Raw genomic sequence first — 24296 nt, forward strand, 5'->3', positions numbered from 1 at the left:
GGGATGATTGTTTCGAGTGTAGACGGGGTATGCGGGGGAGGAGGGCTGCGAAGGATTTAATCTGCCATATAAACAAAACCCCCGGCCTGGGCCGGGGGTTCTGGTATCACTCGTCGAGGAAGGAGCGCAGATGCTCGCTTCGCGTCGGGTGGCGCAGCTTGCGCAGCGCCTTGGCTTCGATCTGACGGATCCGCTCACGCGTTACGTCAAACTGTTTGCCCACTTCTTCGAGCGTATGGTCGGTGTTCATGTCGATACCGAAACGCATGCGCAGTACTTTGGCTTCACGGGCAGTAAGGCCGGACAGCACTTCGCGAGTCGCTTCTTTCAGGCTCTCAACAGTGGCGACATCGATTGGCGACTGCATGGTCGAGTCTTCGATGAAGTCACCCAGATGGGAGTCTTCGTCATCACCGATCGGGGTTTCCATGGAGATCGGCTCTTTAGCGATCTTCAATACCTTGCGGATCTTGTCCTCAGGCATTTCCATGCGTTCGCCCAGCTCTTCCGGGGTCGGTTCGCGACCCATTTCCTGCAACATCTGCCGGGAAATACGGTTGAGCTTGTTGATCGTCTCGATCATGTGCACCGGAATACGGATGGTGCGGGCCTGGTCGGCGATCGAGCGAGTGATCGCCTGACGGATCCACCAGGTGGCATAAGTCGAGAACTTGTAACCGCGACGGTATTCGAACTTGTCCACCGCTTTCATCAGGCCGATGTTGCCTTCCTGGATCAGATCGAGGAATTGCAGGCCGCGGTTGGTGTACTTCTTGGCGATCGAGATCACCAGACGCAGGTTGGCTTCAACCATCTCTTTCTTCGCGCGGCGGGCCTTGGCCTCACCGATCGACATGCGACGGTTGATGTCCTTGATTTCTGCGATGGTCAGACCGGTTTCGGTTTCCAGCGCGATCAGTTTCTGCTGGCAACGAATGATGTCCGGTTGTACGCGACCAATGGCTTCAGCGTATTTGCTTTTGCCTTTGGCCAGGGCGTCGGACCAGCTTTCGTCGACTTCATTGCCCGGGAACTGACGCAGGAAATCGGCGCGTGGCATACGTGCATCCCGTACGCACAGTTGCATGATCGCGCGCTCTTGCTGACGCAGACGATCCAGGGCACTGCGAACACGCTCGACCAGGCCTTCGAATTGCTTCGGTACCAGTTTGATCGGCATGAACAGCTCGGCCAGTGCGAGCAACTCGGCAATCGCTGCCTTGTTGTTGCGACCGTGCTTTTTCAGGGCCTTGCGGGTGATTTCCATCTGGTCAGCCACGGCGCCGAAGCGCTGGGCAGCGATGACCGGATCCGGACCGCTTTCGGCTTCTTCTTCGTCGTCGGAAGATTCGGCTTCATCGTCGTCGGTGTCGTCGTCGGCTTTCGCTGCTTTCGCTTCGATCGGCGGCGGCACTTCGGCAGGCGGCGCAATGCCGTCATCCGGGTCGATATAACCGCTCAGGACGTCGGACAGGCGACCACCTTCGGTGGTGACGCGGGTGTACTCGGAGAGAATGTGGTCAACCGTGCCAGGGAAGTGCGCGATTGCGCTCATCACTTCACGGATGCCCTCTTCGATACGTTTGGCGATTTCGATTTCGCCTTCACGAGTCAGAAGCTCGACCGTACCCATTTCACGCATGTACATGCGCACAGGGTCAGTGGTGCGACCGATATCGGTCTCCACCGCTGCCAACGCAGCGGCTGCTTCTTCCGCAGCGGCCTCGTCGGTATCGGCGTCGGCCAACATAAGGGCGTCCGCATCCGGAGCACTCTCGTGTACGGGGATCCCCATGTCGTTAATCATGCGGATGATGTCTTCCACCTGCTCAGGATCTGAAATATCCTCGGGCAGGTGGTCGTTGACCTCGGCGTAAGTCAGATACTTCTGCTCACGACCCAGTTTGATCAACTCAATAATACGAGACTGCTGTTGCGCTTTTCCGGACATAACACCCTATCCACTGAAGGTCTTGGCGGGCAAAAAACAAGCCGAGGATTATACCTGAGCTATGACCTCACGCGCCAGTTGAGGTCGGGTTTGATGCGGAAACATTGCGACTTAGTAGGTCGCGCAGTTGATTTTTCTCTTCGATACTCAGTTCGCTTTGACGCGCTTTCCTGAGCAACTGTTCCAGATTTCGCTCGCGTTGGCGGGCTGACAAGCTAGTAATGGTGTCGAAAAACTGTTGTTCAAGGTTATCGCCGTCAATCAGCCACTCCTTTTCTGCCAGTGCCTTGAGCAAGCGTCCCTGTTCGGTGCCGTGCCATCGCGCGATCAACTGAAATGAGTTTAGCTTGGGATTCTTCTGTACGGCTTCGAGCAGCGCCACAAGCAACTGGGCGTTGGTCTGATTTTCGTCCGCAATGTGCCCGGCATCTTCGACGCGTTCGGCCAGTTGCGGGTGATGAAGCAGTGTGCGCAGGGCGGTCAGGGTCGGCGACTCTACGCCAATCGGTGTGCGCGGGCGCTGCTGGTCGCGATCACCGCCACGTTTGCCGTTCTTGTCCCAGGGCTTTTTGTCCCACTTCTTGCCGCCAGCGCCGGGCTTCTTCGGTGTCCACTCCTGCTGCGGCACATACATGTCCTGTGCCTGCGGCTGATGGTAGTCGCTGTAGTCCGGCATTGCGTCGTAATCGATGCCCGGATCGTAGGCAGGCGGCGCTTCCTGCGGTGCATTTTGTGCGAGCTGACTGACGGTTTCACTGCTCAGGCCGGTGATTTCGGTCAGGCGCTGACGCATCAGAATCCTCAGGTTGGCACCCGGAACCTTGTCGATCAGCGGTGCGGCGAGGGTGGCCAGATGGGCCTTGCCTTCGAGCGACCGCGGATCGGCCTCTTCGGTCAGTTGCTGGAAGAAATAATCCGCCAGCGGCTGAGCGTGCTGATTGATCCGGGCCTTGAAGGCATCAGTGCCTTCGGCGCGCACCAAGGTATCCGGGTCTTCGCCTTCGGGCAGAAACAGGAAGCGTGCGCGGCGCCCGTCCTGCAGGCTTGAAAGCGTGGCTTCCAAGGCGCGCCAGGCGGCATTACGGCCGGCCTGGTCGCCGTCGAAGCAGAACAATACGTTCGGTACGACGCGGAACAGGCGCTTCATGTGTTCTTCGCTGGTCGCGGTGCCCAGCGTCGCGACGGCGTTCTTCAGCCCCTGCTGAGCGAGGGCGATGACGTCCATGTAGCCTTCGACGACGATGATTTCGTCGAGGTTGCGGTTGTTCTTGCGTGCTTCATAGAGGCCGTAGAGTTCCTGGCCTTTATGGAATACCGGGGTTTCCGGTGAGTTCAGGTATTTCGGCTTGTCGTCGCCGAGCACGCGGCCGCCGAAAGCGATGATGCGCCCACGGGTGTCGCGGATCGGGAACATCACGCGATCGCGGAAGCGGTCATAGCGTTTGCCGGTTTCGGCGTTCTCGATCAGCAGGCCGGCGTCGATCATGGCCTTCTGCTGCAAAGTGTCGCTGCTCAAGTGCTTGAACAGGTTGTCCCAGCCCGGCGGCGCGAAGCCGAGACCGAAATCCCGGGCGATCTCGCCAGTCAAGCCGCGGCCCTTGAGGTAATCCACTGCGGCTTTGCGTGCCGGATGGCTCTTGAGGGCCTGCCGGTAAAAGTCGGCGGCGGCAGTGAGCAGTGGATACAGCGGCGAATCGGTCGGCTGCCGTGGCTTGCGCTCGCGGCCGCTTTCTTCGCGGGGGATTTCCATGCCGGCAGCTTTGGCCAGATCTTCGACAGCCTGGGGGAAATCCAGGTTGTCGTGATCCATGAGAAAGCCGAGGGCATTGCCGCCGGCACCGCAGCCGAAGCAGTAATAGAACTGCTTGTCGGGGCTGACGCTGAAGGACGGGGTTTTCTCTTTGTGAAACGGGCAGCAGGCGGTGTAGTTTTTGCCGGCCTTCTTCAATTGCACGCGCGAACTGACCACGTCGACGATGTCGGTGCGGTTCAGCAGGTCGTCAATGAAGCTCTGGGGAATCAGCCCGGCCATGGCGTTCTCATCGTCTGCGCTGTAATAAGTCCGATGCGAAAGGCTGCCGGACGCGGGTCATTGTTTGAAGCGCGCAAAATGTGCGGCTCGACCAGTGTCGTCTGCGTAATCGCTGTCGGGAAGTGTATCTGCCGAAAATCCACTGACGTTAGTACTCATCAGTCGTCGACTATTTGAAAGTGTTGCGCTGAATCCGCTGACGGCCGGTTCAGGGCCTCGGATAGCTCAATAAAGCGGGCACGCATGCAGGTGCCTTGGGCTGATCGTCGTAAGAGGAATCAGTGGGTGTGCTCGTCAGTAGCCTTGAAAGGCTCGTCAGAAAAGACGTGCACCGCTGGCAAAAGAGCCAGGTCTGACGCGTGAAGCAGATTTGTCTCGGTCGCGTGTGCGGCTTCGACGGTGAAGCATCAAGCGTTTTACGCAAATGCCATTAGCCCGGCTGAGAGCCGGGCTTAGGCAAGAAGCTTGCTACGAACGTCTGTATATTAGTACAGACGAACGGCGCGGCGCTGTTCGCGCTGAACTTTCTTGGCGTGACGCTTAACAGCGGCTGCTGCTTTGCGCTTACGCTCAGAAGTTGGCTTCTCGTAAAATTCGCGGCTACGAACTTCAGCCAGTACACCGGCTTTTTCGCAGGAGCGCTTGAAACGACGCAGAGCTACGTCGAAGGGTTCGTTCTCTTTAACTTTGACGGCTGGCATCCAGAGCTACCTTCATTCATTACCGGGGTCAACATCCTCGCGGCAAAAGAGCACTTGAAGACGTCGGTTTTTAAGGGTTGCGGATGTTAACCCCTCATCGCTCGGAATGCAAAGCCTCTGATCGAAAACCGCTGGTCGGGGCATCACGTGGCGACTATTATGCGCGCCTTCGAATTCAGCCTAAACAAGGCGCAAACCCATGCTAGTACTGGGATTAGAAACCTCCTGCGACGAAACCGGTGTCGCATTATATGACAGCGAACGCGGCCTGCTGGCCGATGCACTGTTTAGCCAGATCGACCTGCACCGCGCTTATGGTGGCGTAGTGCCGGAGCTGGCCTCGCGTGACCATGTCAAACGCATGCTGCCCTTGATTCGTCAGGTGTTGGCCGAGGCCGACTGCGTGCCGACCGAGATCGATGCGATCGCCTATACCGCTGGCCCCGGCCTGGTTGGCGCGTTGCTGGTCGGTGCCTCCTGCGCTCAGGCGCTGGCGTTTGCCTGGGGCATTCCGGCGCTCGGCGTGCACCACATGGAAGGCCACTTGCTGGCGCCGATGCTGGAGCCAAAACCACCGGAATTCCCGTTCGTCGCTTTGTTGGTCTCCGGCGGTCATACGCAGTTGGTTCAGGTCGATGGCATCGGCCAATACAGCCTGCTCGGCGAGACGCTCGACGATGCCGCCGGCGAAGCGTTCGACAAGACCGCGAAGATGATGGGCCTCAATTACCCGGGCGGGCCGGAAATCGCCAAGCTGGCAGAGAAGGGCGTCGCAGGACGTTTTACCTTTCCGCGTCCGATGTGTGATCGTCCGGGCCTGGATTTCAGCTTCAGCGGCTTGAAAACCTTCGCCCTCAATACCTGGCAGCAATGCGTCAGCGCCGGGGACGACAGCGAGCAAGCCCGTTGCGACATCGCGCTGGCGTTCCAGCAGGCCGTGGTGGAGACTTTGACCATCAAGTGCAAGCGTGCCCTGAAACAGGCCGGCATGAAGCGTCTGGTGATTGCGGGCGGCGTCAGCGCCAACAAGGCGTTGCGTGTTTCCCTGGAAAAGATGCTCGGCGACATGAAGGGCGATGTGTTTTACGCGCGTCCGGAGTTCTGCACCGACAATGGCGCGATGATCGCCTTCGCCGGTTGCCAGCGTTTGCAGGCCGGCCAGCAGGAAAGTCTGGCGATCAGCGTGCAGGCGCGCTGGCCGATGGAGCAATTGTCGGCGTTGTGATGAGCGGCACTCATCGACGATATTTAAAAATGCCGTTCGCGCCCGGCAAACAGGTCGCGTAGATTGCCGCGGTGGCGCCAGACGATGAGCAAGGTCAGTGCGCTCATCGGCAATAACGCTTCAGGTTCCTGCCAGGCGAGCAAGGGCAGGGTCAGCGGCGTGGCAATCAGCGCCGCCAGTGAGCTGGTGCGGGTCAGGTAGAACGTCAGCAGCCAGGCGCACACGGCCAGCAGCGCGGCGGGCGGATACAGGCCCAGCAGCATGCCGGCGGCGGTGGCGACACCCTTGCCGCCGCGGAAGCGGAAATACAGCGGGAACAGGTGACCGATCACGGCGCAGACGCCGATCCACGCCTGATCCTGCAGCGAAAGGCCCACAGCCGAGGCGATCAGCACCGGCACAAGGCCTTTGCACAGATCACCCAGCAAGGTCAGGATCGCCAGTTTGCGACCGGCCAGGCGCAGCATGTTGGTGGCGCCGGCATTGCCCGAGCCACTCATTCGCGGATCCGGGTTTCCGGTCAGGCGGCTGAGCAAAATGGCGAAGGACAGCGAGCCGAGCAGGTAGGCGAGAGTCGCCAGTAACCAAAACATGCTAACTATTCCGGGCGAGGACGCCCTGATTCTAACGGCGCATTGCGCCCTTGTCGTGCAGCGGAGAGAAGTGCTTGGACAGAGTGTTTATCGAGGGCCTGGAAGTCGACACCGTGATCGGTGCCTACGACTGGGAGCGCGGCATCCGCCAGTGTCTGCGACTTGATCTGAGCTTCGCCTGGGACAATCGCCCGGCCGCCGCCGGAGATGACCTGACCCTGGCGCTCGACTACGCCAGCGTATCCACGCGGATTCAGGCGTTTGCCGAGCAAGCGCAGTTTCAGTTGGTCGAGACCTTCGCCGAGCGTCTGGTTGAAGTGCTGATGAGCGAATTCAAGATCACTTGGGTACGCCTGAAGCTGACCAAGCCCGGCGCCGTTCCGGCTGCCAAGGGTGGTGTGGGCGTGGAGATCGAGCGCGGATGTCGCTGACTCAGGTCTACCTCGGGCTCGGTAGCAATATCGAGCGCGAAAGTCATTTGCGCGCCGGGCTCGACGCTTTGGCGACATTTCTGGTGGATATCCGCTGTTCGGCGGTGTTCGAAAGCGCGCCTGTGGGGATCAAAAGCGGGCCGTTCTTCAACTTTGTGGTGTCGGCGTATACCGACCTGCCGTTGATCGAGCTGGACCGGCGCTTGAAATTCATCGAGGCGGATAACGGTCGCTATGCACCGGATCGCAAGGGCTTGCCGCTGGATATCGACGTGCTGCTGTATGGCGATCTGGTGGGGAATTTCGACGGTCTGGTCTTGCCGCGTGCGGAAATTCTGAAAAATGCTTTTGTGTTGTGGCCGTTGTCGTTGATTGCGCCGGATCGCGTGCATCCGGGCGTGGGAAAAAGCTTCGCGACATTGTGGGCTGAAGCGCAGATTGATCAGGTGCTGGCGCCGGTGGCGTTCGAGTGGCGTGGCGCGCAACTGACCCCGCAGAATCTTTAAGGCAAAAGATCGCAGCCTGCGGCAGATCCTACAGAGAAACGCATATTCCCGTGTAGGAGCTGCCGCAGGCTGCGATCTTTGGATCTTGCTTCAGGCGTTCTCTTTGTAGGCTTTCAACGCCTTGAGCCGTTCACGCTTCAGCGCTTCGCCCAGTTCCGGGCCTTTGAATCCCTTCTCCAGCAACGGCTGCACCGCAACTTCGCGCGCAGCCTTCGCCGCGCCACGCAAGTAATCCGCCTGTGGATAATTTCTCTGCTCCAGCCCCTTGCGTCCGCGGGCATCCATTTCGCACGCGGCGATGAACTCTTCAAACCGCTGCGGTCGGCGATACACGTCAAAACTCTGCAGCAGTTCCAGCAGCGTCGAAGCTTTCAGCTCCAGCGCGCGGTGGCCATGGGTGTGGTACTGGCCGACCAGCAACGCCAGTTCCTGGCAATCCTTCGGCGCCTTGAAGCGTTCGCTGACTGCTTTGATCAGCTTCAACCCGGTGTGTTCATGGGCGATGTGCCGCGGCCACTCTGCTTGCGGGGTCAGGCCTTTGCCGAGGTCGTGCAGCAGACAGGCCCAACGAACCGTCAGCGGTTGTTTGTGCAGCGCTGATTGTTCCAGCACGCTGAGGGTGTGCAGGCCGGTATCGATTTCCGGGTGATGCGCTTCCGGTTGTGGCACACCGAAAAGTGCGTCGACTTCCGGCATCAGTACTTTCAGCGCGCCGCAGTCGCGCAGCACCTGAATGAACACCTGCGGCTGATCTTCCATCAGTGCTCGGGAGATTTCTTTCCAGTTGCGTTCGGCGGTCAGCGCTTCCAGTTCGCCGGACTCGCTGAGCTTTCGCATCAATTCCAGCGTCTCCGGCGCGACAGTAAAGCCCAGCCCGGCATAACGCGCAGCGAAACGGGCAACGCGCAGTACACGGAGGGGATCTTCGGCGAACGCCGGAGAAACGTGGCGCAGGATCCGGGCTTCCAGGTCGCGCTGGCCATGATAGGGATCGGTCAGATTGTGTTGATCGTCCTCGGCCATGGCGTTGATGGTCAGGTCGCGGCGAATCAGGTCTTCTTCGAGCGTCACTTCGGGGCTGGCGTGAAAGGTGAAGCCGCCATAGCCGCGTCCGCTCTTGCGTTCCGTGCGGGCGAGGGCGTACTCCTCGCCGCTTTTGGGATGAAGAAACACCGGGAAATCCGCGCCAACCGGGCGATAACCCTGGGCGAGCATTTCGTCCGTGGTGGCACCGACCACCACCCAATCGATGTCCGTGACCGGTTTGCCCAGCAAGCGGTCACGTACGGCACCGCCAACCTTGAAAATCTGCATAAAAAACCTCCGTTAGCCCGACAGGATAACCCTTGCGTCAGACTTCCGGAGGCCAGATCCCGATCAAAGATGAATCACGGCAAGATCAAGCCGACCGTAATCGCCTTCGCTGTGTTCGCTGCGCGGCGGAACGTGATGGGTTTTCATGATCTGGTCGCCTTGCAGGGTTTCCAGATGAATATCGAAGCCCCACAAACGATGCAGGTGTTTAAGCACCTCTTCAGTGGAATCACCCAGCGGTTTGCGGTCGTGCTGCTGGTGACGCAGGGTCAGTGAGCGGTCGCCGCGCCGATCGATGCTGTAAATCTGCACGTTCGGTTCACGGTTGCCGAGGTTGTATTGCGCCGCCAGGGTTTCGCGGATGATCCGGTAACCGGGTTCATCGTGGATGGCCGGCACCAGCAGATCGTCCTTCTGGTCATCATCGAGAATACTGAACAGTTTCAGGTCGCGGATCACTTTCGGTGACAGGTACTGCAGGATGAAACTCTCATCCTTGAAGCTGCTCATGGCGAACTTGATGGTCGACAGCCAGTCGGTCCCGGCGATTTCCGGGAACCAGCGACGATCCTCTTCGGTAGGTTCTTCGCACATGCGCCGGATGTCGCGATACATCGCAAAACCAAGCGCGTAGGGGTTGATGCCGTTGTAGTAGGGGCTATCGAAACCCGGCTGGAACACCACGCTGGTGTGCGAAGTCAGGAACTCCATCATGAAGCCGTCAGTAACCAGCCCTTCGTCATACAGGTCGTTCATCAGCGTGTAATGCCAGAACGTTGCCCAGCCTTCATTCATTACTTGGGTCTGGCGTTGTGGATAGAAATACTGGGCGATCTTGCGCACGATCCGCACGATCTCGCGCTGCCACGGTTCCAGCAACGGCGCGTGTTTCTCGATGAAATACAGGATGTTTTCCTGCGGCTCTGCCGGGAAGCGGGCATTGTCCTTGTCGCTGTACTTGTCCGCACCTTTGGGAATGGTGCGCCACAGATCGTTGATCTGCTTCTGCATGTGTTCTTCGCGATCCTTTTGCCGGCGGCGTTCTTCTTCGGCGGAGATCGGGTAAGGACGCTTGTAGCGGTCGACGCCGTAGTTCATCAGCGCATGGCAGGAGTCGAGCAGATCTTCCACCGCATCGATGCCGTGGCGCTCCTCGCACTGCATGATGTACTGCTTGGCAAACACCAGGTAATCGATGATAGAACTCGCGTCGGTCCAGGTGCGGAACAGGTAATTGCCCTTGAAGAAACTGTTGTGGCCGTAGCAGGCATGCGCCACTACCAGCGCCTGCATGCAGATGGTGTTTTCCTCCATTAGATAGGCGATGCACGGGTCGGAGTTGATCACGATTTCGTAGGCCAGGCCCATCTGCCCACGGCTGTAGGATTTTTCAGTGCTGAGGAAGTGTTTGCCGTAGGACCAGTGGTGGTAACCCAGCGGCATGCCCACCGAGGCATAGGCGTCCATCATCTGCTCGGCGGTAATCACTTCGATCTGATTGGGGTAGGTATCCAGCGCATAGCGGGCCGCGATCCGGGCGATCTCGCGGTCGTAGGTCTGGATCAGCTCGAACGTCCATTCGGAGCCGGTGGAAATGGGTTGGCGCTTCTGCTCTTTGGCGGTCATGTCACTAACCTGCGCTGGAAGAGTTCACGGAAGACCGGATAGATATCCCCGGCCGAGACCAGTTGCTGCTGGGCAAAAGTGTCAGAGAAGGCTTCGGCGATGCGTTCGTATTCGTACCACAAGGCCTGATGTTCGCGCGGGGTGATCTCCACATAAGTGTAGTACTGCACAAACGGCATGATCTGGTTGATCAGGATGTCACGGCAGATCGGCGAGTCATCGTTCCAGTTGTCGCCGTCGGAAGCCTGCGCCGCGTAGATGTTCCACTCGTTGCTCGGATAGCGCTCGGCCATGATTTCCTGCATCAGTTTCAGGGCGCTGGAAACGATGGTGCCGCCGGTTTCCCGTGAATAGAAAAACTCCTCTTCGTCGACTTCCCGGGCGCTGGTGTGATGGCGGATGAACACCACGTCGATTTTGTCGTAGTTCCGTTTCAGGAACAGATACAACAGGATGAAAAAGCGCTTGGCGATGTCCTTGGTCGCCTGGGTCATGGAGCCGGAGACGTCCATCAGGCAGAACATCACCGCTTTTGAGCTCGGATTCGGTTGTTTGATCAGCAGGTTGTATTTCAAGTCAAAAGTGTCGAGGAACGGCACGCGATGAATGCGCGCGCTGAGTTTCTCCATTTCTGCCTCGAGTTCCTGAATATCGCCGAAGTTGTCCGGTTCTTCGCGTCTCAGGCGTTCAAGTTCGGCTTTGACTTCGCGCAGTTTCGCCCGGCTGCTGCCGGACAGGGCAATGCGCCTTGCGTGGGCTGAACGCAGGGTACGGATGATGTTGATCCGCGACGGGTTACCCTCGTTGCTGATTCCCGCACGTACGGTTTTGAAGGTGTCGGTGCCGCTCAGGTTGCGTTTGACCAGATTCGGCAGTTCGAGGTCTTCGAACATGAACTCGAGGAATTCTTCCTGGGTGATCTGGAAGACGAATTCGTCCATGCCCTCGCCGGAGTTGCCGGCCTTGCCCGGACCACGTCCGCCACCTCCTCCCGGCGGGCGGGCGATGTGTTCGCCGGCGGTGAATTCCTTGTTGCCGGGATGCACAACAGTCTGCTTGCCGCCGCGACCATGGTGAAGCACCGGTTCGTCGATGTCGCGACCGGGAATACTGATCTGTTCGCCGTGCTCCATATCGGTAATGGAGCGCCGGCTGACCGCCTCTTCGACAGCCTTTTTGATGTGGTCACGGTAACGCCGCAGGAAACGCTGGCGGTTTACCGTGCTCTTGTTCTTGCCATTGAGACGTCGGTCGATCACATAGCTCATAGACCCCTCCGGGGAGCTTCAAGTCATAAGCCTCAAGCTGCAAGTGAAAGCTTTCCCGTTCCCGAAACCGGTCTCTGCTGTTCTCTTGCAGCTTGTCGCTAGAGGCTTGCAGCTGCTTTACTGCGATTTGCGGACCCGTAGGTACCATTCGGAAAGAAGCCGTACCTGTTTGTCGGTGTAGCCGCGTTCGACCATTCGAGTGACGAAGTCGTTGTGCTTTTGCTGATCCTCTTTGCTGGCCTTGGCATTGAAACTGATGACTGGCAGCAGGTCCTCGGTGTTCGAGAACATTTTCTTCTCGATGACCACCCGCAGTTTTTCGTAGCTGAGCCAGGTCGGGTTCTTGCCGTTGTTGTTGGCCCGTGCGCGCAATACGAAGTTGACGATCTCGTTGCGGAAATCCTTCGGATTGCTGATGCCGGCCGGTTTTTCGATTTTTTCCAGTTCTTCGTTGAGCGCGACGCGGTTGAGGATCTCGCCGGTTTCCGGATCGCGGTATTCCTGATCCTGAATCCAGAAGTCCGCGTACAGCACGTAGCGGTCGAAGATGTTCTGGCCGTACTCGCTGTAAGACTCGAGGTACGCGGTCTGGATCTCCTTGCCGATGAATTCGATATAACGCGGTGCCAGGTATTCCTTCAGATAGCGCAAATAGCGTTCGCGCGTCTCGGCCTGGAACTGTTCCTGTTCGATCTGCTGTTCCAGCACATAGAGCAGGTGCACCGGGTTGGCGGCGATTTCATGCGGGTCGAAGTTGAACACCTTGGAGAGAATCTTGAACGCAAACCGGGTCGACAGGCCGTTCATGCCTTCGTCGACGCCTGCCGAGTCGCGGTATTCCTGAATCGACTTGGCCTTCGGATCGGTGTCCTTGAGGTTTTCGCCGTCGTAGACGCGCATCTTCGAATAGATGTTGGAGTTTTCCGGCTCCTTGAGGCGTGACAGCACCGTGAACTGCGCGAGCATTTTCAAGGTGTCAGGCGCGCAATGGGCCTTGGCCAGCGAGCTGTTGAACAGCAGTTTGTCGTAAATCTTCACTTCGTCACTGACGCGCAGGCAATACGGCACTTTGACGATGTAGATCCGGTCGATGAACGCTTCGTTGTTCTTGTTGTTGCGGAAAGTGTGCCATTCCGATTCGTTGGAGTGGGCGAGGAGGATCCCGGTGAACGGAATCGCCCCGAGGCCTTCGGTACTGTTGTAGTTGCCTTCCTGCGTCGCGGTCAGCAATGGGTGCAGCACCTTGATCGGTGCCTTGAACATTTCGACGAATTCCATCAGGCCCTGGTTGGCCCGGCACAGCGCACCGGAGTAGCTGTAGGCGTCGGCGTCGTTCTGTGGGTATTCCTCAAGTTTGCGGATGTCGACTTTACCGACCAGTGCGGAAATGTCCTGGTTGTTCTCGTCGCCCGGTTCGGTCTTGGCCACGGCGATCTGGTTGAGGATCGACGGGTAGAGTTTGACCACGCGGAACTGGCTGATGTCGCCGCCAAATTCGGCCAGGCGCTTGGTCGCCCATGGCGACATGATGGTGTTCAGGTAGCGCCGTGGAATGCCGAAGTCTTCCTCGAGGATCGCGCCATCTTCAGTGGCGTTGAACAGACCCAGAGGCGATTCGAATACCGGCGAGCCCTTGATCGCATAGAAGGGCACTTTTTCGATCAATTGTTTCAGCTTCTCGGCCAGGGACGATTTACCGCCACCGACGGGGCCGAGCAGATAGAGGATTTGTTTCTTCTCTTCCAGGCCTTGGGCGGCGTGGCGGAAATACGAGACGATCTGGTCGATGCATTCTTCCATCCCGTGGAAGTCTTCAAAGGCCGGATAGCGACGGATCACCTTGTTGGAGAAGATGCGTGACAGCCTCGAATTGGTCGAGGTGTCGAGCAGTTCCGGCTCACCGATGGCCAGTAACAGACGCTCGGCGGCGGAAACGTAGGCGCTACGGTCTTTCTTGCACAGCTCCAGGTACTCTTGCAGCGAGAGTTCTTCCTGGCGTGTGGACTCGAAGCGTTGTTGGAAGTGGCTAAAGATACTCATGACGTCACCTCGCTCGATACGTGGAGCCGACGCCGGATCACTCAGTCGATGCTGGCAAACAACTGTTGTGGCAGCTGTTTGTTTACCCCCCAGAACACTTTCACGATCGACAATCGCGAAAGTCACTCCCGATGACCCGTGCGCCGGTGTACCGGCTCTCCCCTGTTTTGGATGGCCTGGGCTTAAGGATAGTTGGGAATTCGGGAGGTAAAGGCGAGATACGTAATTATGTGTGGCAAGACCGTTCGTCTGCCGGCGCAGGCCCACGTCAGCCGGGGCCTGCGCGTGACAAAAAAAATTATTCGGCGGTGCCTTGCGCGGTTTCTGAGGGATACGTCGTACGCCACAACTCAAAGCCGCCGTCCATGCTGTAGACGTCGGAGAAGCCCTGGCTGATCAGGTACGCCGCGGCACCCTGGCTGGAATTGCCGTGGTAGCAGACGACTACAGTTGGCGCATCGAGGTCGGCACCTTGAATGAAAGCGTGCAGCGAGTGATTGTCCAGATGCTTTGAGCCACTGATGTGCAGCGCGGCAAAAGTGGCCGGGTCGCGAACGTCGACGACAACGGCACCTTGCTCACGCAGGGCCTGGGCCTGTTCCGGGGGGATTCGTTTGAATTCGCTCATGGCGGGTTCCTGTTGCTCGGCTGAAAGCGCAGTCTAACGCGGTGTGCTGACTGGCGAAGTTTCGGGGATAAGTGGTGCGACGGTCGGGGCGAGGCCGCCGTGTTCATCGCATTTGCACGACACGCGCTCACCGCTGTCGACGTTCATCAGGGTCAGGCTGCCGCCCCAGACACAACCGGTGTCCAGCGCCGAGATACCTGGCTCATGGATATTCCCTTCAAGCGCCGCCCAGTGGCCGAAGATGATGCGCAGGCCTTTGGTCTTGCGCTCCTTGTGCTGAAACCAGGGTTTGTAGCCGGGCGGGGCAGTGTCGAGGCCTTCCTTGCTCTTGAGGTCGAGTTTGCCTTCGGCGGTGCAGAAGCGCATGCGCGTGAAATAGTTGGTGATCACACGAAGGCGGGCCACGCCTTTGAGATCGTTGTCCCATTTCGCTGGCTCGTTGCCATACATGCCGTCGAGGTAGGCGAGCAGCATGTTGTCGTCTCGCAGGGCCGTCTGGACTTCATCAGCGCACTTCAAGGCGCGGCGTAACGACCACTGCGGTGGAATGCCAGCGTGGACCATGGCGACATCGCGCTGCTCGTCGTAGTGCATGAGCTTTTGTTGACGCACCCATTCCAGCAGTTCGGCACTGTCCGGTGCTTCGAGAATCTCGCGCAGGGTATCGGACTTTTTCAAACGCTCGATGTTTTTCGCCGCTGCCAGCAGGTGCAGGTCGTGATTACCGAGTACACAGACCAGCGACTCGCGCATGCCATATAGAAAGCGCAGGGTTTCCAGCGACTGCGGGCCACGGTTGACCAGATCGCCGACCAGCCACAGACGATCGAGCCTGGTGTCGAACGCTACTTGCTTGAGCAGGCACTTGAGCGGTTCGAGGCAGCCTTGCAGGTCGCCGACGGCATACGTCGTCATCAGTGCAAGGCTCCAGGCACGGCGAGGCGGAAAGGTTTGATGATAGCGTCGAAATGCTTGCCGTCGTCGGCAACCATTTCGTAAGTGCCCTGCATGGTGCCGACCTTGGTGGTCATCACCGTGCCGCTGCTGTACGTGTGGCTTTGGCCGGCGTCGATCAAAGGTTGCTGGCCGACGACGCCTGCGCCGCGAACTTCTTCGACATGTCCGTCACCGTCGGTGATCACCCAGTGACGCGACATCAGGCGGGCGGGCTGCTCACCATTGTTCTGCACGGTGATGGTGTAGGCGAAGGCGAAGCGGTGTTGCTCGGGCTGCGATTGGTCTGCCAGATAGTGGGTAACGACACTGACATCGACCTGGTAACGGGAATCGGACATGCAAGAGGCCTTAAACGAAGCGGAACGCGGGGCGTAGCTGATGGGGAATCAGTCTAGGCAAGTATCGGGCAGTAAACCAGAGTGGCGTCCTGCCCGATAGCGTTCATCGTCTATCAGTCGGCGGCGGGGGAGGCCGGAACTTGTACCGCGAGCTGGTCGGCCAGACGTACGAACGCAGCCAGATCCAGTTGCTCCGGACGCAGACTGCCATCGACGCCGGCGGCTTCGATTTCAGCGTTGCTGAGCAATTGCTTGAGGGTGTTGCGCAATGTTTTACGACGCTGGTTGAAGGCTTCGCGCACGACGCGTTCCAGCAACTTGTGATCCTTGGCCGGGTGCGGCAGTACTGCGTGCGGCACCAGTCGGACGATGGCCGAATCGACTTTGGGCGGTGGATTGAACGCACCTGGGCCGACGTTGAACAGGTGTTCCACGCGGCAATGATACTGAACCATGATCGACAGACGACCCCAGTCACCGCCGCCCGGGCCTGCGGCCAAGCGCTCGACAACTTCTTTCTGCAGCATGAAGTGCATGTCGCGAATGATGCCGGCGTTGTTCAGCAGATGAAAAATCAGCGGCGTGGAGATGTTGTACGGCAAGTTGCCGACCACACGCAGACTATTCGGCGCGGCGTTGAGCGTGTTGAAGTCGAACTTCAGTGCATCGCCCTGATGCAGGTTGAAGTTGCTCTTGCCGGCAAACTGCTGGTTGAGGATCGGGATCAGATCCTTGTCCAGCTCCACCACGTCCAGTTGTGCGCCGGAGGACAGCAGGCCGGCGGTCAGTGCGCCCTGGCCCGGGCCGATTTCCAGCAGGCGGTCTTCAGACTTGGCGCTGATGGAGCGCAGGATGCGGTCGATAACGCCGGCATCGTGCAGGAAGTTCTGGCCAAAGCGTTTGCGCGCCTTGTGTTGGTATTGCTCGGTCATAAACGGGTCTCGGCCATCTGGTAGGCGGTTTCCAGGGCGACTTGCAGGCTGCCGGTGTCGATCTTGCCGCTGCCGGCCAGATCCAGGGCGGTGCCGTGATCAACCGACGTGCGGATGATCGGCAGGCCGAGGGTCACGTTGACGGCAGCGCCGAAGCCTTTGTACTTAAGCACAGGCAAACCCTGGTCGTGGTACATCGCCAGCACTGCGTCGCAGTGCTCCAGATATTTGGGGGTAAACAGAGTGTCGGCAGGCAGCGGGCCACGAAGGTCCATGCCCTCGCCGCGCAGGCGCTCTAATGTCGGTTCAATGATGTCGATTTCTTCATGGCCCAGGTGGCCGCCTTCACCAGCGTGCGGGTTAAGTCCGCAAACCAGGATGCGTGGCTGGGCGATGCCGAATTTGTTTTGCAGGTCGCTGTGCAGGATCCGCGTCACGCGTTCCAGCCGTTCTGGCGTGATTGCATCGGCAATTTCGCGCAGAGGCAGGTGAGTGGTGACCAGTGCCACGCGCAAACCACGAGTGGCGAGCATCATCACCACTTGGGCGGTGTGGGTCAGGTCAGCGAGAAATTCCGTGTGCCCGGAGAAGGCGATGCCGGACTCGTTGATCACGCCTTTGTGCACGGGGGCGGTAATCATCCCGGCGAAGTCGCCGTTCAGGCAGCCGTTGCCGGCGCGGGTCAGGGTTTCGAGAACGAAAGCCGCATTGGCCTTGTCCAGGTGCCCAGCCACCACGGGGGCGCTAAGCGGAGTATCCCAGACATACAGGCTGTTGGCGGGCGCCGGGGCATCCGGCCAACTGCCAGGCGCAACATCCAGCAAAGTGACGGCCAGCCCCAGTTGCGCGGCCCGCTCAAGGAGCAGGTCGCGGCTGGTGATGGCAATCAGGGGATGTGGCTGGGCTTGCGAGGCGAGCAGCAGGCACAGGTCGGGACCGATGCCGGCTGGTTCGCCGGGTGTCAGCGCGAAACGCTTGGGTTTCACTGCGCTGCCTGGTCTGCACCAGGGAGTTTGATCTCTACGTACGCTTCGTCACGGATCTGACGCAGCCAGGTTTGCAGCTCTTCGTCGTATTTGCGGTTACGCAGTACGGTCATGGCTTGCTGCTCGCGGGCCTGCTCGGTGCTGTCGGTGGCGCGACGGCCAAGGACTTCCAGAACGTGCCAGCCATATTGAGTCTGGAATGGCTTGGACAGCTGACCTTGTGGAGTCTTGGCCATCACTTCGCGGAATTCCGGAACCAGTACGTTCGGGTCGATCCAGTTCAGGTCGCCGCCGTTGAGCGCCGAACCCGGGTCTTCGGAGTAGCTTTTTGCCAGAGTGGCGAAATCTTCACCGGCCAGAATGCGCTCGTACAAGGATTGAACCAGAGCCTTGGTCTTCGCTTCATCGCGAATCGGGCTTGGTTTCACCAGAATGTGACGTACATGCACTTCGTCGCGCATCTGCGCTTCGCCACCACGTTTGGCCAGCAGCTTGAGGATGATGAAACCACCCGGCGTGCGTGCAGGTTGGGTGATGTCGCCAACAGCCATGCTGCTCAACTCGCGGTCGAACGGCGGTGGCAGTTGCGCGGCTTTACGCCAGCCCATGTCGCCGCCTTCCAGCGCGTTGTCGCTGCCCGACTTGGCCACGGCCATCTGGCCGAAGTCAGCGCCTTGCTTGAGTTGCTGGTAAACCTCCATGGCCTGACGGGCAGCACTCTGAATCGCATCAGAGTTGGCGCTTTCCGGCGTCGGGATCAGGATGTTGGCCAGGTGCAGCTCTTCGGACAGTTGCATTTTGCCCAGATCGGAAGCGAGGAAGTTCTTCACTTCCTGCTCGGAGACTTGAATGCGCTCCGCCACACGACGCTGACGTACACGGCTGATGATCATTTCGCGCTTGATCTGATCACGGGCGTCGTCGTAAGACAAACCGTCGCGAGCCAGAGCGGCACGGAACTGCTCAACCGACATGTTGTTGCGCTGGGCGATGGTGCCGACCGCCTGGTTCAGTTCTTCATCGGTGATGCGGATGCCGGAACGTTCGCCGATCTGCAATTGCAGGTTTTCGACGATCAGGCGCTCAAGCACCTGTTGATCCAGTACGCCAGGAGGCGGCAAGCCGCCGCCACGCTTGGCGATGGTCTGCTGCACTTCGTGGACGCGCTGGTCCAGTTGGCTCTGCATGACCACGTCGTTGTCGACGATTGCTACCACTTTGTCGATGGATTGAACTGCGGCGTTAGCCGCAGTACCCAGGAACAGCGCGCCCAGCATCAGCGGGCGCAGACAATCAGAAAGCTTGGTCTTCACGTTCACGATAACCTTGAATGCCTTTGTCGAGGAAGCTCTCTACCTTGGCGCCGGTGAGGCCGCCGAGTCCCTTCAGAACAATTTGGAGGAAGACGCCATGGTCGCCTTTTTCGTTTTGCGGAGCTTCCTGGCTGAACTCGTCATAGGAAACCCAGTAACGGTTGATCAGGCGCAGTTTCCAGCAGCAGTTGTCGTACTCGAAACCACCGAAGGCTTCCAGCGTACGGTTGCGGTTGTAGTCGTACTGCCAGCGGCTGATCGCGTTCCACTGCGGAACGATCGGCCAGATGACCGAGAAGTCATGCTGCTGGATCTTGTAGTAGTCCTTCACGTAGCCAGGTTGGCCAGGAGTGCCATAGTCACCACCACCCACCGACCATTTACCGGTGTTCTGGTCGTAACGAACCTGGTCGTTGCGATAGCGATAGCCGGCGTTGATAACCTTGTTCGGGTTGTCTTCAGGCTGGTAGTGGAACATCGCACTGCCGGAACGCGGGCTGCGGCTGTCCGGATCCCAGTTGTAGTCGGCCGTGGTGCGCCAGTCGCGGTTCCAGCGGTATTCGTATTCCAGTGCGTATGGCGAAACATCGGACTGGGCATCTTTGCGATCCTTGAACGCGATGCCTGGCAGTTGTACTTCACGATCCTTGAAGTAGTAAGCCTGACCGACGCTGATGCGTTGACGCTCGAAACCGTTGTCTTCGATCCAGCGGCTGGTTACACCCAGCGACAGTTTGTTCTCATCGCCGACACGGTCGGCGCCGGAGAAGCGGTTGTCACGGAACAGCGAGGCGTAGTTGAAGGTGTATTCGCTGGTGTCGAATACTGGAATGTCTTCCTGATCGACCTTGGGTACATAGAGGTAGAACAGACGTGGTTCCAGGGTCTGGCGGTAGTTCTTGCCGAAGTACGACGTGTTGCGGTCGAAATACAGGCCGCTGTCGATGCTGGCAATCGGTACGCCACGGTTCTGGCTGCTGTCGAATTCGCCGTTAAGTTTTTTCTGTTCGGCAGTCATCGCATCGATCTGCGATTTACCGGTGTTATCCAGGTCCAGCTGGTACTGGGTGTACTGGTACTTCAGCGACGGCTTCAGGAAGCCGTAAGTCCAGTTCATCGGCAGACTGACGCCTGGTTTCAGGTTCAGCCGGTCGCCGTTGGCTCGGTCCAAACCACGAATGTTGGTATCCAGTCTTGGGGATGAATTGCCGTTTTCGTCGATGAAATCGCCGGTTTTCAGGTCACGATCAAACCGCACGATCTCGGTTTCGTAATCGAAATTCAAACCTTCCGGATGGTACGGCAGCTGACCATTAAAGGTGATCTGCGGCAGACGGCCATACGGCGTGATGTTCGAAACGGTAGCCAGCTGGTACTGCTGAGCATTCAGACGAGCCGTGTAGCTGTCACCACGATAGGTAACCGAACCCTGCTGATTGACGAAGTCTTCTGATTTCACACCAATCTGATCGGTTTGCAGATCCTGGAAATAATAAGGATCGCTGATCTTGGTGTAGTCAACCTGGGTGAGCACACGAGAGTCGAGACCGCCCTTGTGCTGCCAGTTGTACATGTAGCGGGTTTTTTCGTAGTCGGTCTGCTTGCTGCGCTCGGTATCGTCATCGTTCAGATAAGCCGCACCAAACTGACCCTCACTCGACTTGGTCAGGTAACGGAATTCGCCTTCCACCAACATGCCACGCTTGCTCATGTAGCGCGGGTACAACGTGGCGTCGTAGTTCGGGGCCAGGTTGAAGTAGTACGGCGTGACCAGCATGAAGCCGGTGTCGCTGCCGCTGCCGATGGTCGGCGGCAGGAAGCCCGACTGACGACGGTCGTCGATCGGGAAGTAGATGTACGGCGTGTACAGAATCGGAATGTCTTTTACGCGCAGCGTCACGTTGGTCGCGGTGCCGAAACCGGTGGCCGGGTTCAGGGTGATGTTGTTGCCCTTGAGCTGCCAGGCGTTGCTGTTCGGTTCGCACGTGGTGTACGTGCCGTCCTTCAGACGGATGATCGCGTTTTCGGCACGCTTGGCGTACAGCGCGTTACCGCGGATGCGCGATTTGTGCATCACGTATTCGGCGTTGTCGACCTTGGCTTCACCGGTGTCGAGCTGTACATCGGCGTGGTCGCCGACGATCAGCGCGCCGTTGTCGCGGATACGTACATCGCCATTGAGTTCGGCGCGGCTCTCGGCCTGATACAGGCTGGCCTCGTCGGATTCGACCTGCATGCTGCCCTGACGCAGTACTACGTCACCGGCCAGCGTACCGACTTGATCATCGGTGTTATAGCGCGAGGCTTTTGCGCCGATAAAGGTCGGAGCATCGCTTTTATTCGTCTTGTCATTCATGCCAGGACGAATCGGTTCGATATAGGCACCAGAGCAGTAAGGCCCGGTCTCGGCCAGTTGAGCGGCGGTGAGCTTCTCGCGCGGAACCCAGTCGAGGTGACTGAAGTCTTCGCTACGGGATTTCAAACCGCGGCCCTTGGCTTCGGTGACCAGCGCCGTTTTAGGGGCTGTGTCTGCACCCGAACCGTTCTCGGTCGCCGCTTCGCCGCTAGCGCTGACGGCACTGCCGTCATGCACTGGGCGCGGCGGCAACGCAGCAGCGGTTGATTTGGGCGCACAGGCCCAACCACCCGAAGCCGAGACGGAGCAGTCATACTGCTCGGCGGCAACAACGAATTGACTGGCCAGAGGTTGCATAGCCAGCAGACTGCCGGTTACCAACAACGGAAATTTTTTACGAAACGCGGGGGATTTCAATGCCATCTTATTAGTCCGGGCTTCCTGCGTGCCATCTGCCCGCGGTGTGGGCCGCACGCCTCTCGATGGTCTGAAAAAGATGCTGGATAATAAAGCATGACCCGCTTGACGGCTAGCGCCGTCGGAGACCCTTGCAATGCCTGACCAAGATGTACGCTTGCAACACCTGAAAGTTTGGCTCGATGAGCAGTTGGCAATCCTGTTTGCAGATCAGGGCTGGGGCACCGTGCCCCCGGCCACGTTGACTGCGGCCAGCAGCGACGCGAGTTTCCGCCGTTACTTCCGCTGGGAAGGCGAGGGTCGCAGCTTCGTCGTGATGGACGCTCCGCCACCCCAGGAAAACTGCAAACCGTTCGTGGATATCGCGTTTTTGCTGGCGAAATCCGGAATTAATGTGCCGAAAATTTATGCCGAGGACCTTGAGCGCGGATTTCTTTTGCTCAATGACCTGGGCAACAAGACCTATCTTGACGTGATCGATGGCGAAAATGCCGACGCATTGTTCGCCGATGCCCTGCAAGCGCTGCTGGCTTTTCAGCAGTTGCCGATGGTCGCACCGTTGCCAAGTTACGACGTTGCCTTGCTGCGCCGAGAGCTGGAACTGTTCCCCGAGTGGTACGTGAAGCGTGAACTCGGTATCGAATTCGACTCGGCCCAGCAACAACAGTGGCAGCAGGTCAGCGACCTGCTGATCGACAGCGCACTCGCTCAACCCAAAGTGCTGGTGCACCGCGACTACATGCCTCGCAACCTGATGCTCAGCGAACCGAATCCCGGCGTGCTGGATTTCCAGGATGCAGTCTACGGCCCGGTGACCTACGACGTGACTTGCCTGTTCAAGGACGCGTTCCTCAGCTGGCCCGAAGAACGTGTGCGCGGCTGGCTGGAAAAATACTGGCAGCAAGCTTCGGCGCTGAACATTCCAGTGCAGCCGGATTTCGAAGACTTTCTGCGCGCCAGCGATCTGATGGGCGTGCAGCGTCATCTGAAAGTCATCGGGATCTTCGCGCGCATCTGCCACCGCGACGGCAAGCCGCGTTATCTGGCCGACGTGCCACGTTTCTTCTCCTATATAGAAGCGGTGATTGCGCGTCGTCCTGAACTGGCGGAACTGCAAGCGCTGTTCACCAGCCTGCGGGGTGGAGCAACAGCATGAAGGCAATGATTCTGGCGGCGGGCAAAGGCGAGCGCATGCGCCCGCTGACCCTGACCACGCCGAAACCGCTGGTACGTGCGGGTGGCGTGCCCTTGATCGAATATCACCTGCGCGCCCTCGCGGCCGCCGGATTCAACGAGATCGTGATCAACCACGCTTGGCTCGGTCAGCAGATCGAGGATTATCTGGGTGACGGTTCGCAGTTTGGCGTGAGCATTCAGTACTCACCGGAAGGCGAACCACTGGAAACCGGCGGCGGGATTTTCCGTGCCTTGCCGTTGCTCGGTGACGATGCCTTTCTTGTGGTCAACGGCGATATCTGGACCGATTACGACTTCAGCGTCCTGCACCAGCCGATCAACGGGCTGGCGCATCTGGTACTGGCCGACAACCCGGCGCATCACCCGAGCGGTGATTTCACTTTGCTCGACGGTCAGGTAATCGACGGCCAGCCGGACGCGGAAACCCTGACCTACAGCGGCATCGCCGTGTTGCATCCACAGCTGTTCGACGGCTGCACTGACGGCGCCTTCAAACTGGCACCGCTGCTGCGCAACGCCATGGCAACTGGCGAAGTCACGGGCGAGCGTCTGAAAGGTCACTGGGTGGACGTCGGCACGCACGAGCGTCTGGCCGAAGCTGAAGCATTGATAGAAGCGAGTCGCTGACATGTTGTGGCCAGGGACTCTGATTGGAGCCGGAGCGGGTTTTGCGATTGCCAGCATTCCGGGGGCCATGCTGGGGGCATTGTTGGGGCAGGCGCTGGATCGGCGCCTGAACCTGCAAAGCTTTGGGCATCTGCGGGAAAAGCTCGGCGGTCGGCCGATGTTGCGCAACGACGAGCTGCTGTTTGTGTTGCTCGGGCGTCTGGCCAAAAGTGACGGGCGGGTTACCGACGGGCATATCCAGCAGGCGCGTAACGAGATGCGTGCGCTGGAGATGAGTGAGCCAGCGACGCGACGCGCCATTGCGGCGTTCAACCGTGGCAAGTCTGGAAATGACAATCTGCGCGGTTATCTGCGGCGCTTGAGCGCTCAGCCCCATGCGGCCGAAGGTGTCTTGCGGGCGTGTTGGCGGATGGTCTGGGCCGATGGCCGCGCGGGCGTCAGCGAGCGTGAGTTGTTGGCGCAATGGGGCAAGTGGCTCGGCTGGACGACGCATCAGGTGCAGGCGCTGGCCAGTGATTACGAACCGGGCAAGCGTCCGATCGTCAGTGCTGCGGTGAGCTATCAGGAGGCGATGCGTTTATTGGGCGTGTCGGCGTCCAGTGAACCGGCGCAGATCAAACGGGCCTATCGGCGCCTGCTCAGTCGTCATCACCCGGACAAGATTGCCGGTACGGGGGCAACGCCAGCGCAGGTGCGTGAAGCGACCGAGAAAACCCGGGAGCTGCACACTGCCTACACGTTGATTCGTGAACGGCGGGATTTTCGCTAACCGTTAGATGTGTATCGTCTGCGCTGGCCTCTCACGAGCAGGCTCGCTCCCACAATGGATTGTGTGCGCAGATCCAATGTGGGAGCGAG

General features: G+C 58.9%; 21 protein-coding genes. 6 read left to right on the forward strand and 15 right to left on the reverse strand.

The annotated features are described in order from the left end of the window. Window positions 1-106: 106 nt before the first annotated feature. The 3 genes from rpoD to rpsU form a co-directional block, all read right to left on the reverse strand. Window positions 107-1951 (reverse strand): RNA polymerase sigma factor RpoD, encoded by a 1845-nt coding sequence (rpoD, locus tag M9827_RS25490; RefSeq protein ID WP_250607927.1) that lies wholly within the window; start codon window positions 1949-1951, stop codon window positions 107-109. A gap of 67 nt (window positions 1952-2018) precedes the next feature. Continuing rightward, the gene (gene dnaG, locus M9827_RS25495; RefSeq protein WP_250607928.1) at window positions 2019-3983 is read right to left on the reverse strand and encodes a DNA primase; all 1965 of its coding nucleotides are present in this window, start codon (window positions 3981-3983) and stop codon (window positions 2019-2021) included. 485 nt (window positions 3984-4468) lie between these two features. After that, complete coding sequence (rpsU, locus tag M9827_RS25500; RefSeq protein WP_002551877.1) at window positions 4469-4684, reverse strand: 30S ribosomal protein S21; 216 nt, start codon at window positions 4682-4684, stop codon at window positions 4469-4471. Window positions 4685-4883: 199 nt separating this feature from the next. Between rpsU and tsaD the strand changes: the two genes are divergently transcribed. Then, on the forward strand, window positions 4884-5909 hold the full coding sequence (gene tsaD, locus M9827_RS25505; RefSeq protein ID WP_102356239.1) for a tRNA (adenosine(37)-N6)-threonylcarbamoyltransferase complex transferase subunit TsaD: 1026 nt from the start codon (window positions 4884-4886) through the stop codon (window positions 5907-5909). Window positions 5910-5932: 23 nt separating this feature from the next. Here tsaD and plsY read toward each other — a convergent pair whose 3' ends face one another. Beyond that, window positions 5933-6502, reverse strand: a complete 570-nt coding sequence (plsY, locus tag M9827_RS25510; protein WP_064390790.1) for a glycerol-3-phosphate 1-O-acyltransferase PlsY — start codon at window positions 6500-6502, stop codon at window positions 5933-5935. A 74-nt stretch (window positions 6503-6576) separates the two neighbouring features. Between plsY and folB the strand changes: the two genes are divergently transcribed. Both folB and folK read left to right on the forward strand, forming a co-directional pair. Beyond that, window positions 6577-6933 (forward strand): dihydroneopterin aldolase, encoded by a 357-nt coding sequence (gene folB / locus M9827_RS25515; protein WP_064390789.1) that lies wholly within the window; start codon window positions 6577-6579, stop codon window positions 6931-6933. After that, the gene (gene folK / locus M9827_RS25520) at window positions 6924-7439 is read left to right on the forward strand and encodes a 2-amino-4-hydroxy-6-hydroxymethyldihydropteridine diphosphokinase (RefSeq protein WP_250607929.1); all 516 of its coding nucleotides are present in this window, start codon (window positions 6924-6926) and stop codon (window positions 7437-7439) included. The genes folB and folK overlap by 10 nt, the downstream gene beginning before the upstream one ends. 90 nt (window positions 7440-7529) lie before the next feature. On the opposite strand, the gene M9827_RS25525 is transcribed toward folK, so the two are convergent. The 11 genes from M9827_RS25525 to M9827_RS25575 all read right to left on the reverse strand — a co-directional run bounded on the left by M9827_RS25525 (window position 7530) and on the right by M9827_RS25575 (window position 21620). Further along, window positions 7530-8753: a multifunctional CCA addition/repair protein gene (locus M9827_RS25525; RefSeq protein WP_250607930.1), complete on the reverse strand. Its 1224-nt coding sequence runs from the start codon at window positions 8751-8753 to the stop codon at window positions 7530-7532. 63 nt (window positions 8754-8816) lie between these two features. Next, a complete protein-coding gene (locus M9827_RS25530; RefSeq protein WP_123454033.1) occupies window positions 8817-10379 on the reverse strand; it encodes a SpoVR family protein in 1563 nt (520 codons plus the stop codon). Next, entirely contained in the window at window positions 10376-11647 is a 1272-nt protein-coding gene (locus tag M9827_RS25535) for a YeaH/YhbH family protein (RefSeq protein WP_250607932.1), read from the reverse strand. The genes M9827_RS25530 and M9827_RS25535 overlap by 4 nt, the downstream gene beginning before the upstream one ends. Window positions 11648-11764: 117 nt before the next feature. Further along, window positions 11765-13687, reverse strand: coding sequence for a PrkA family serine protein kinase (locus tag M9827_RS25540; protein WP_007910115.1), 1923 nt, complete (start codon window positions 13685-13687; stop codon window positions 11765-11767). 298 nt (window positions 13688-13985) lie between these two features. Further along, entirely contained in the window at window positions 13986-14315 is a 330-nt protein-coding gene (gene glpE, locus M9827_RS25545) for a thiosulfate sulfurtransferase GlpE (protein WP_123589042.1), read from the reverse strand. Between the two features lie 33 nt (window positions 14316-14348). Then, window positions 14349-15230, reverse strand: coding sequence for a symmetrical bis(5'-nucleosyl)-tetraphosphatase (locus tag M9827_RS25550; protein ID WP_250607934.1), 882 nt, complete (start codon window positions 15228-15230; stop codon window positions 14349-14351). Further along, entirely contained in the window at window positions 15230-15610 is a 381-nt protein-coding gene (gene apaG, locus M9827_RS25555; protein ID WP_250607936.1) for a Co2+/Mg2+ efflux facilitator ApaG/CorD, read from the reverse strand. The genes M9827_RS25550 and apaG overlap by 1 nt, the downstream gene beginning before the upstream one ends. 113 nt (window positions 15611-15723) lie before the next feature. Next, window positions 15724-16542 (reverse strand): 16S rRNA (adenine(1518)-N(6)/adenine(1519)-N(6))-dimethyltransferase RsmA, encoded by an 819-nt coding sequence (gene rsmA, locus M9827_RS25560; protein ID WP_038363334.1) that lies wholly within the window; start codon window positions 16540-16542, stop codon window positions 15724-15726. Next, window positions 16539-17528, reverse strand: a complete 990-nt coding sequence (gene pdxA, locus M9827_RS25565; protein ID WP_250607938.1) for a 4-hydroxythreonine-4-phosphate dehydrogenase PdxA — start codon at window positions 17526-17528, stop codon at window positions 16539-16541. The genes rsmA and pdxA overlap by 4 nt, the downstream gene beginning before the upstream one ends. Next, window positions 17525-18841 (reverse strand): peptidylprolyl isomerase SurA, encoded by a 1317-nt coding sequence (surA, locus tag M9827_RS25570; protein ID WP_442967420.1) that lies wholly within the window; start codon window positions 18839-18841, stop codon window positions 17525-17527. Before surA ends, pdxA begins: the two co-directional genes overlap by 4 nt. Then, window positions 18822-21620, reverse strand: coding sequence for an LPS-assembly protein LptD (locus tag M9827_RS25575; RefSeq protein ID WP_250607942.1), 2799 nt, complete (start codon window positions 21618-21620; stop codon window positions 18822-18824). The genes surA and M9827_RS25575 overlap by 20 nt, the downstream gene beginning before the upstream one ends. A 130-nt stretch (window positions 21621-21750) precedes the next feature. Between M9827_RS25575 and M9827_RS25580 the strand changes: the two genes are divergently transcribed. The 3 genes from M9827_RS25580 to M9827_RS25590 are packed head-to-tail and all read left to right on the forward strand — an operon-like array spanning window position 21751 to window position 24207. Further along, window positions 21751-22770 (forward strand): aminoglycoside phosphotransferase family protein, encoded by a 1020-nt coding sequence (locus tag M9827_RS25580; RefSeq protein WP_250607943.1) that lies wholly within the window; start codon window positions 21751-21753, stop codon window positions 22768-22770. Further along, complete coding sequence (gene murU / locus M9827_RS25585; RefSeq protein WP_250607944.1) at window positions 22767-23438, forward strand: N-acetylmuramate alpha-1-phosphate uridylyltransferase MurU; 672 nt, start codon at window positions 22767-22769, stop codon at window positions 23436-23438. The genes M9827_RS25580 and murU overlap by 4 nt, the downstream gene beginning before the upstream one ends. A gap of 1 nt (window position 23439) precedes the next feature. Next, window positions 23440-24207 carry a TerB family tellurite resistance protein gene (locus M9827_RS25590; protein ID WP_250607945.1) on the forward strand — a complete coding sequence of 256 codons (768 nt, stop codon included), beginning with the start codon at window positions 23440-23442 and terminating at the stop codon, window positions 24205-24207. Window positions 24208-24296 lie beyond the last annotated feature (89 nt).

The organism is Pseudomonas sp. AKS31 (assembly GCF_023634765.1).
GTDB lineage: Bacteria > Pseudomonadota > Gammaproteobacteria > Pseudomonadales > Pseudomonadaceae > Aquipseudomonas.

Bases quoted from the DNA above. Each gene is read 5' to 3' on its own strand.
- apaG (WP_250607936.1), bottom strand. From the start codon at position 15,610: ATGTCCGATTCCCGTTACCAGGTCGATGTCAGTGTCGTTACCCACTAT.
- plsY (WP_064390790.1), bottom strand. From the start codon at position 6,502: ATGTTTTGGTTACTGGCGACTCTCGCCTACCTGCTCGGCTCGCTGTCC.
- M9827_RS25525 (WP_250607930.1), bottom strand. From the start codon at position 8,753: ATGCAGATTTTCAAGGTTGGCGGTGCCGTACGTGACCGCTTGCTGGGC.
- M9827_RS25580 (WP_250607943.1), top strand. From the start codon at position 21,751: ATGCCTGACCAAGATGTACGCTTGCAACACCTGAAAGTTTGGCTCGAT.
- M9827_RS25535 (WP_250607932.1), bottom strand. From the start codon at position 11,647: ATGAGCTATGTGATCGACCGACGTCTCAATGGCAAGAACAAGAGCACG.
- M9827_RS25530 (WP_123454033.1), bottom strand. From the start codon at position 10,379: ATGACCGCCAAAGAGCAGAAGCGCCAACCCATTTCCACCGGCTCCGAA.
- M9827_RS25550 (WP_250607934.1), bottom strand. From the start codon at position 15,230: ATGACGACGTATGCCGTCGGCGACCTGCAAGGCTGCCTCGAACCGCTC.
- dnaG (WP_250607928.1), bottom strand. From the start codon at position 3,983: ATGGCCGGGCTGATTCCCCAGAGCTTCATTGACGACCTGCTGAACCGC.
- M9827_RS25575 (WP_250607942.1), bottom strand. From the start codon at position 21,620: ATGGCATTGAAATCCCCCGCGTTTCGTAAAAAATTTCCGTTGTTGGTA.
- murU (WP_250607944.1), top strand. From the start codon at position 22,767: ATGAAGGCAATGATTCTGGCGGCGGGCAAAGGCGAGCGCATGCGCCCG.
- folK (WP_250607929.1), top strand. From the start codon at position 6,924: ATGTCGCTGACTCAGGTCTACCTCGGGCTCGGTAGCAATATCGAGCGC.
- M9827_RS25590 (WP_250607945.1), top strand. From the start codon at position 23,440: ATGTTGTGGCCAGGGACTCTGATTGGAGCCGGAGCGGGTTTTGCGATT.
- glpE (WP_123589042.1), bottom strand. From the start codon at position 14,315: ATGAGCGAATTCAAACGAATCCCCCCGGAACAGGCCCAGGCCCTGCGT.
- tsaD (WP_102356239.1), top strand. From the start codon at position 4,884: ATGCTAGTACTGGGATTAGAAACCTCCTGCGACGAAACCGGTGTCGCA.
- rpoD (WP_250607927.1), bottom strand. From the start codon at position 1,951: ATGTCCGGAAAAGCGCAACAGCAGTCTCGTATTATTGAGTTGATCAAA.
- rsmA (WP_038363334.1), bottom strand. From the start codon at position 16,542: ATGACCGAGCAATACCAACACAAGGCGCGCAAACGCTTTGGCCAGAAC.
- rpsU (WP_002551877.1), bottom strand. From the start codon at position 4,684: ATGCCAGCCGTCAAAGTTAAAGAGAACGAACCCTTCGACGTAGCTCTG.
- M9827_RS25540 (WP_007910115.1), bottom strand. From the start codon at position 13,687: ATGAGTATCTTTAGCCACTTCCAACAACGCTTCGAGTCCACACGCCAG.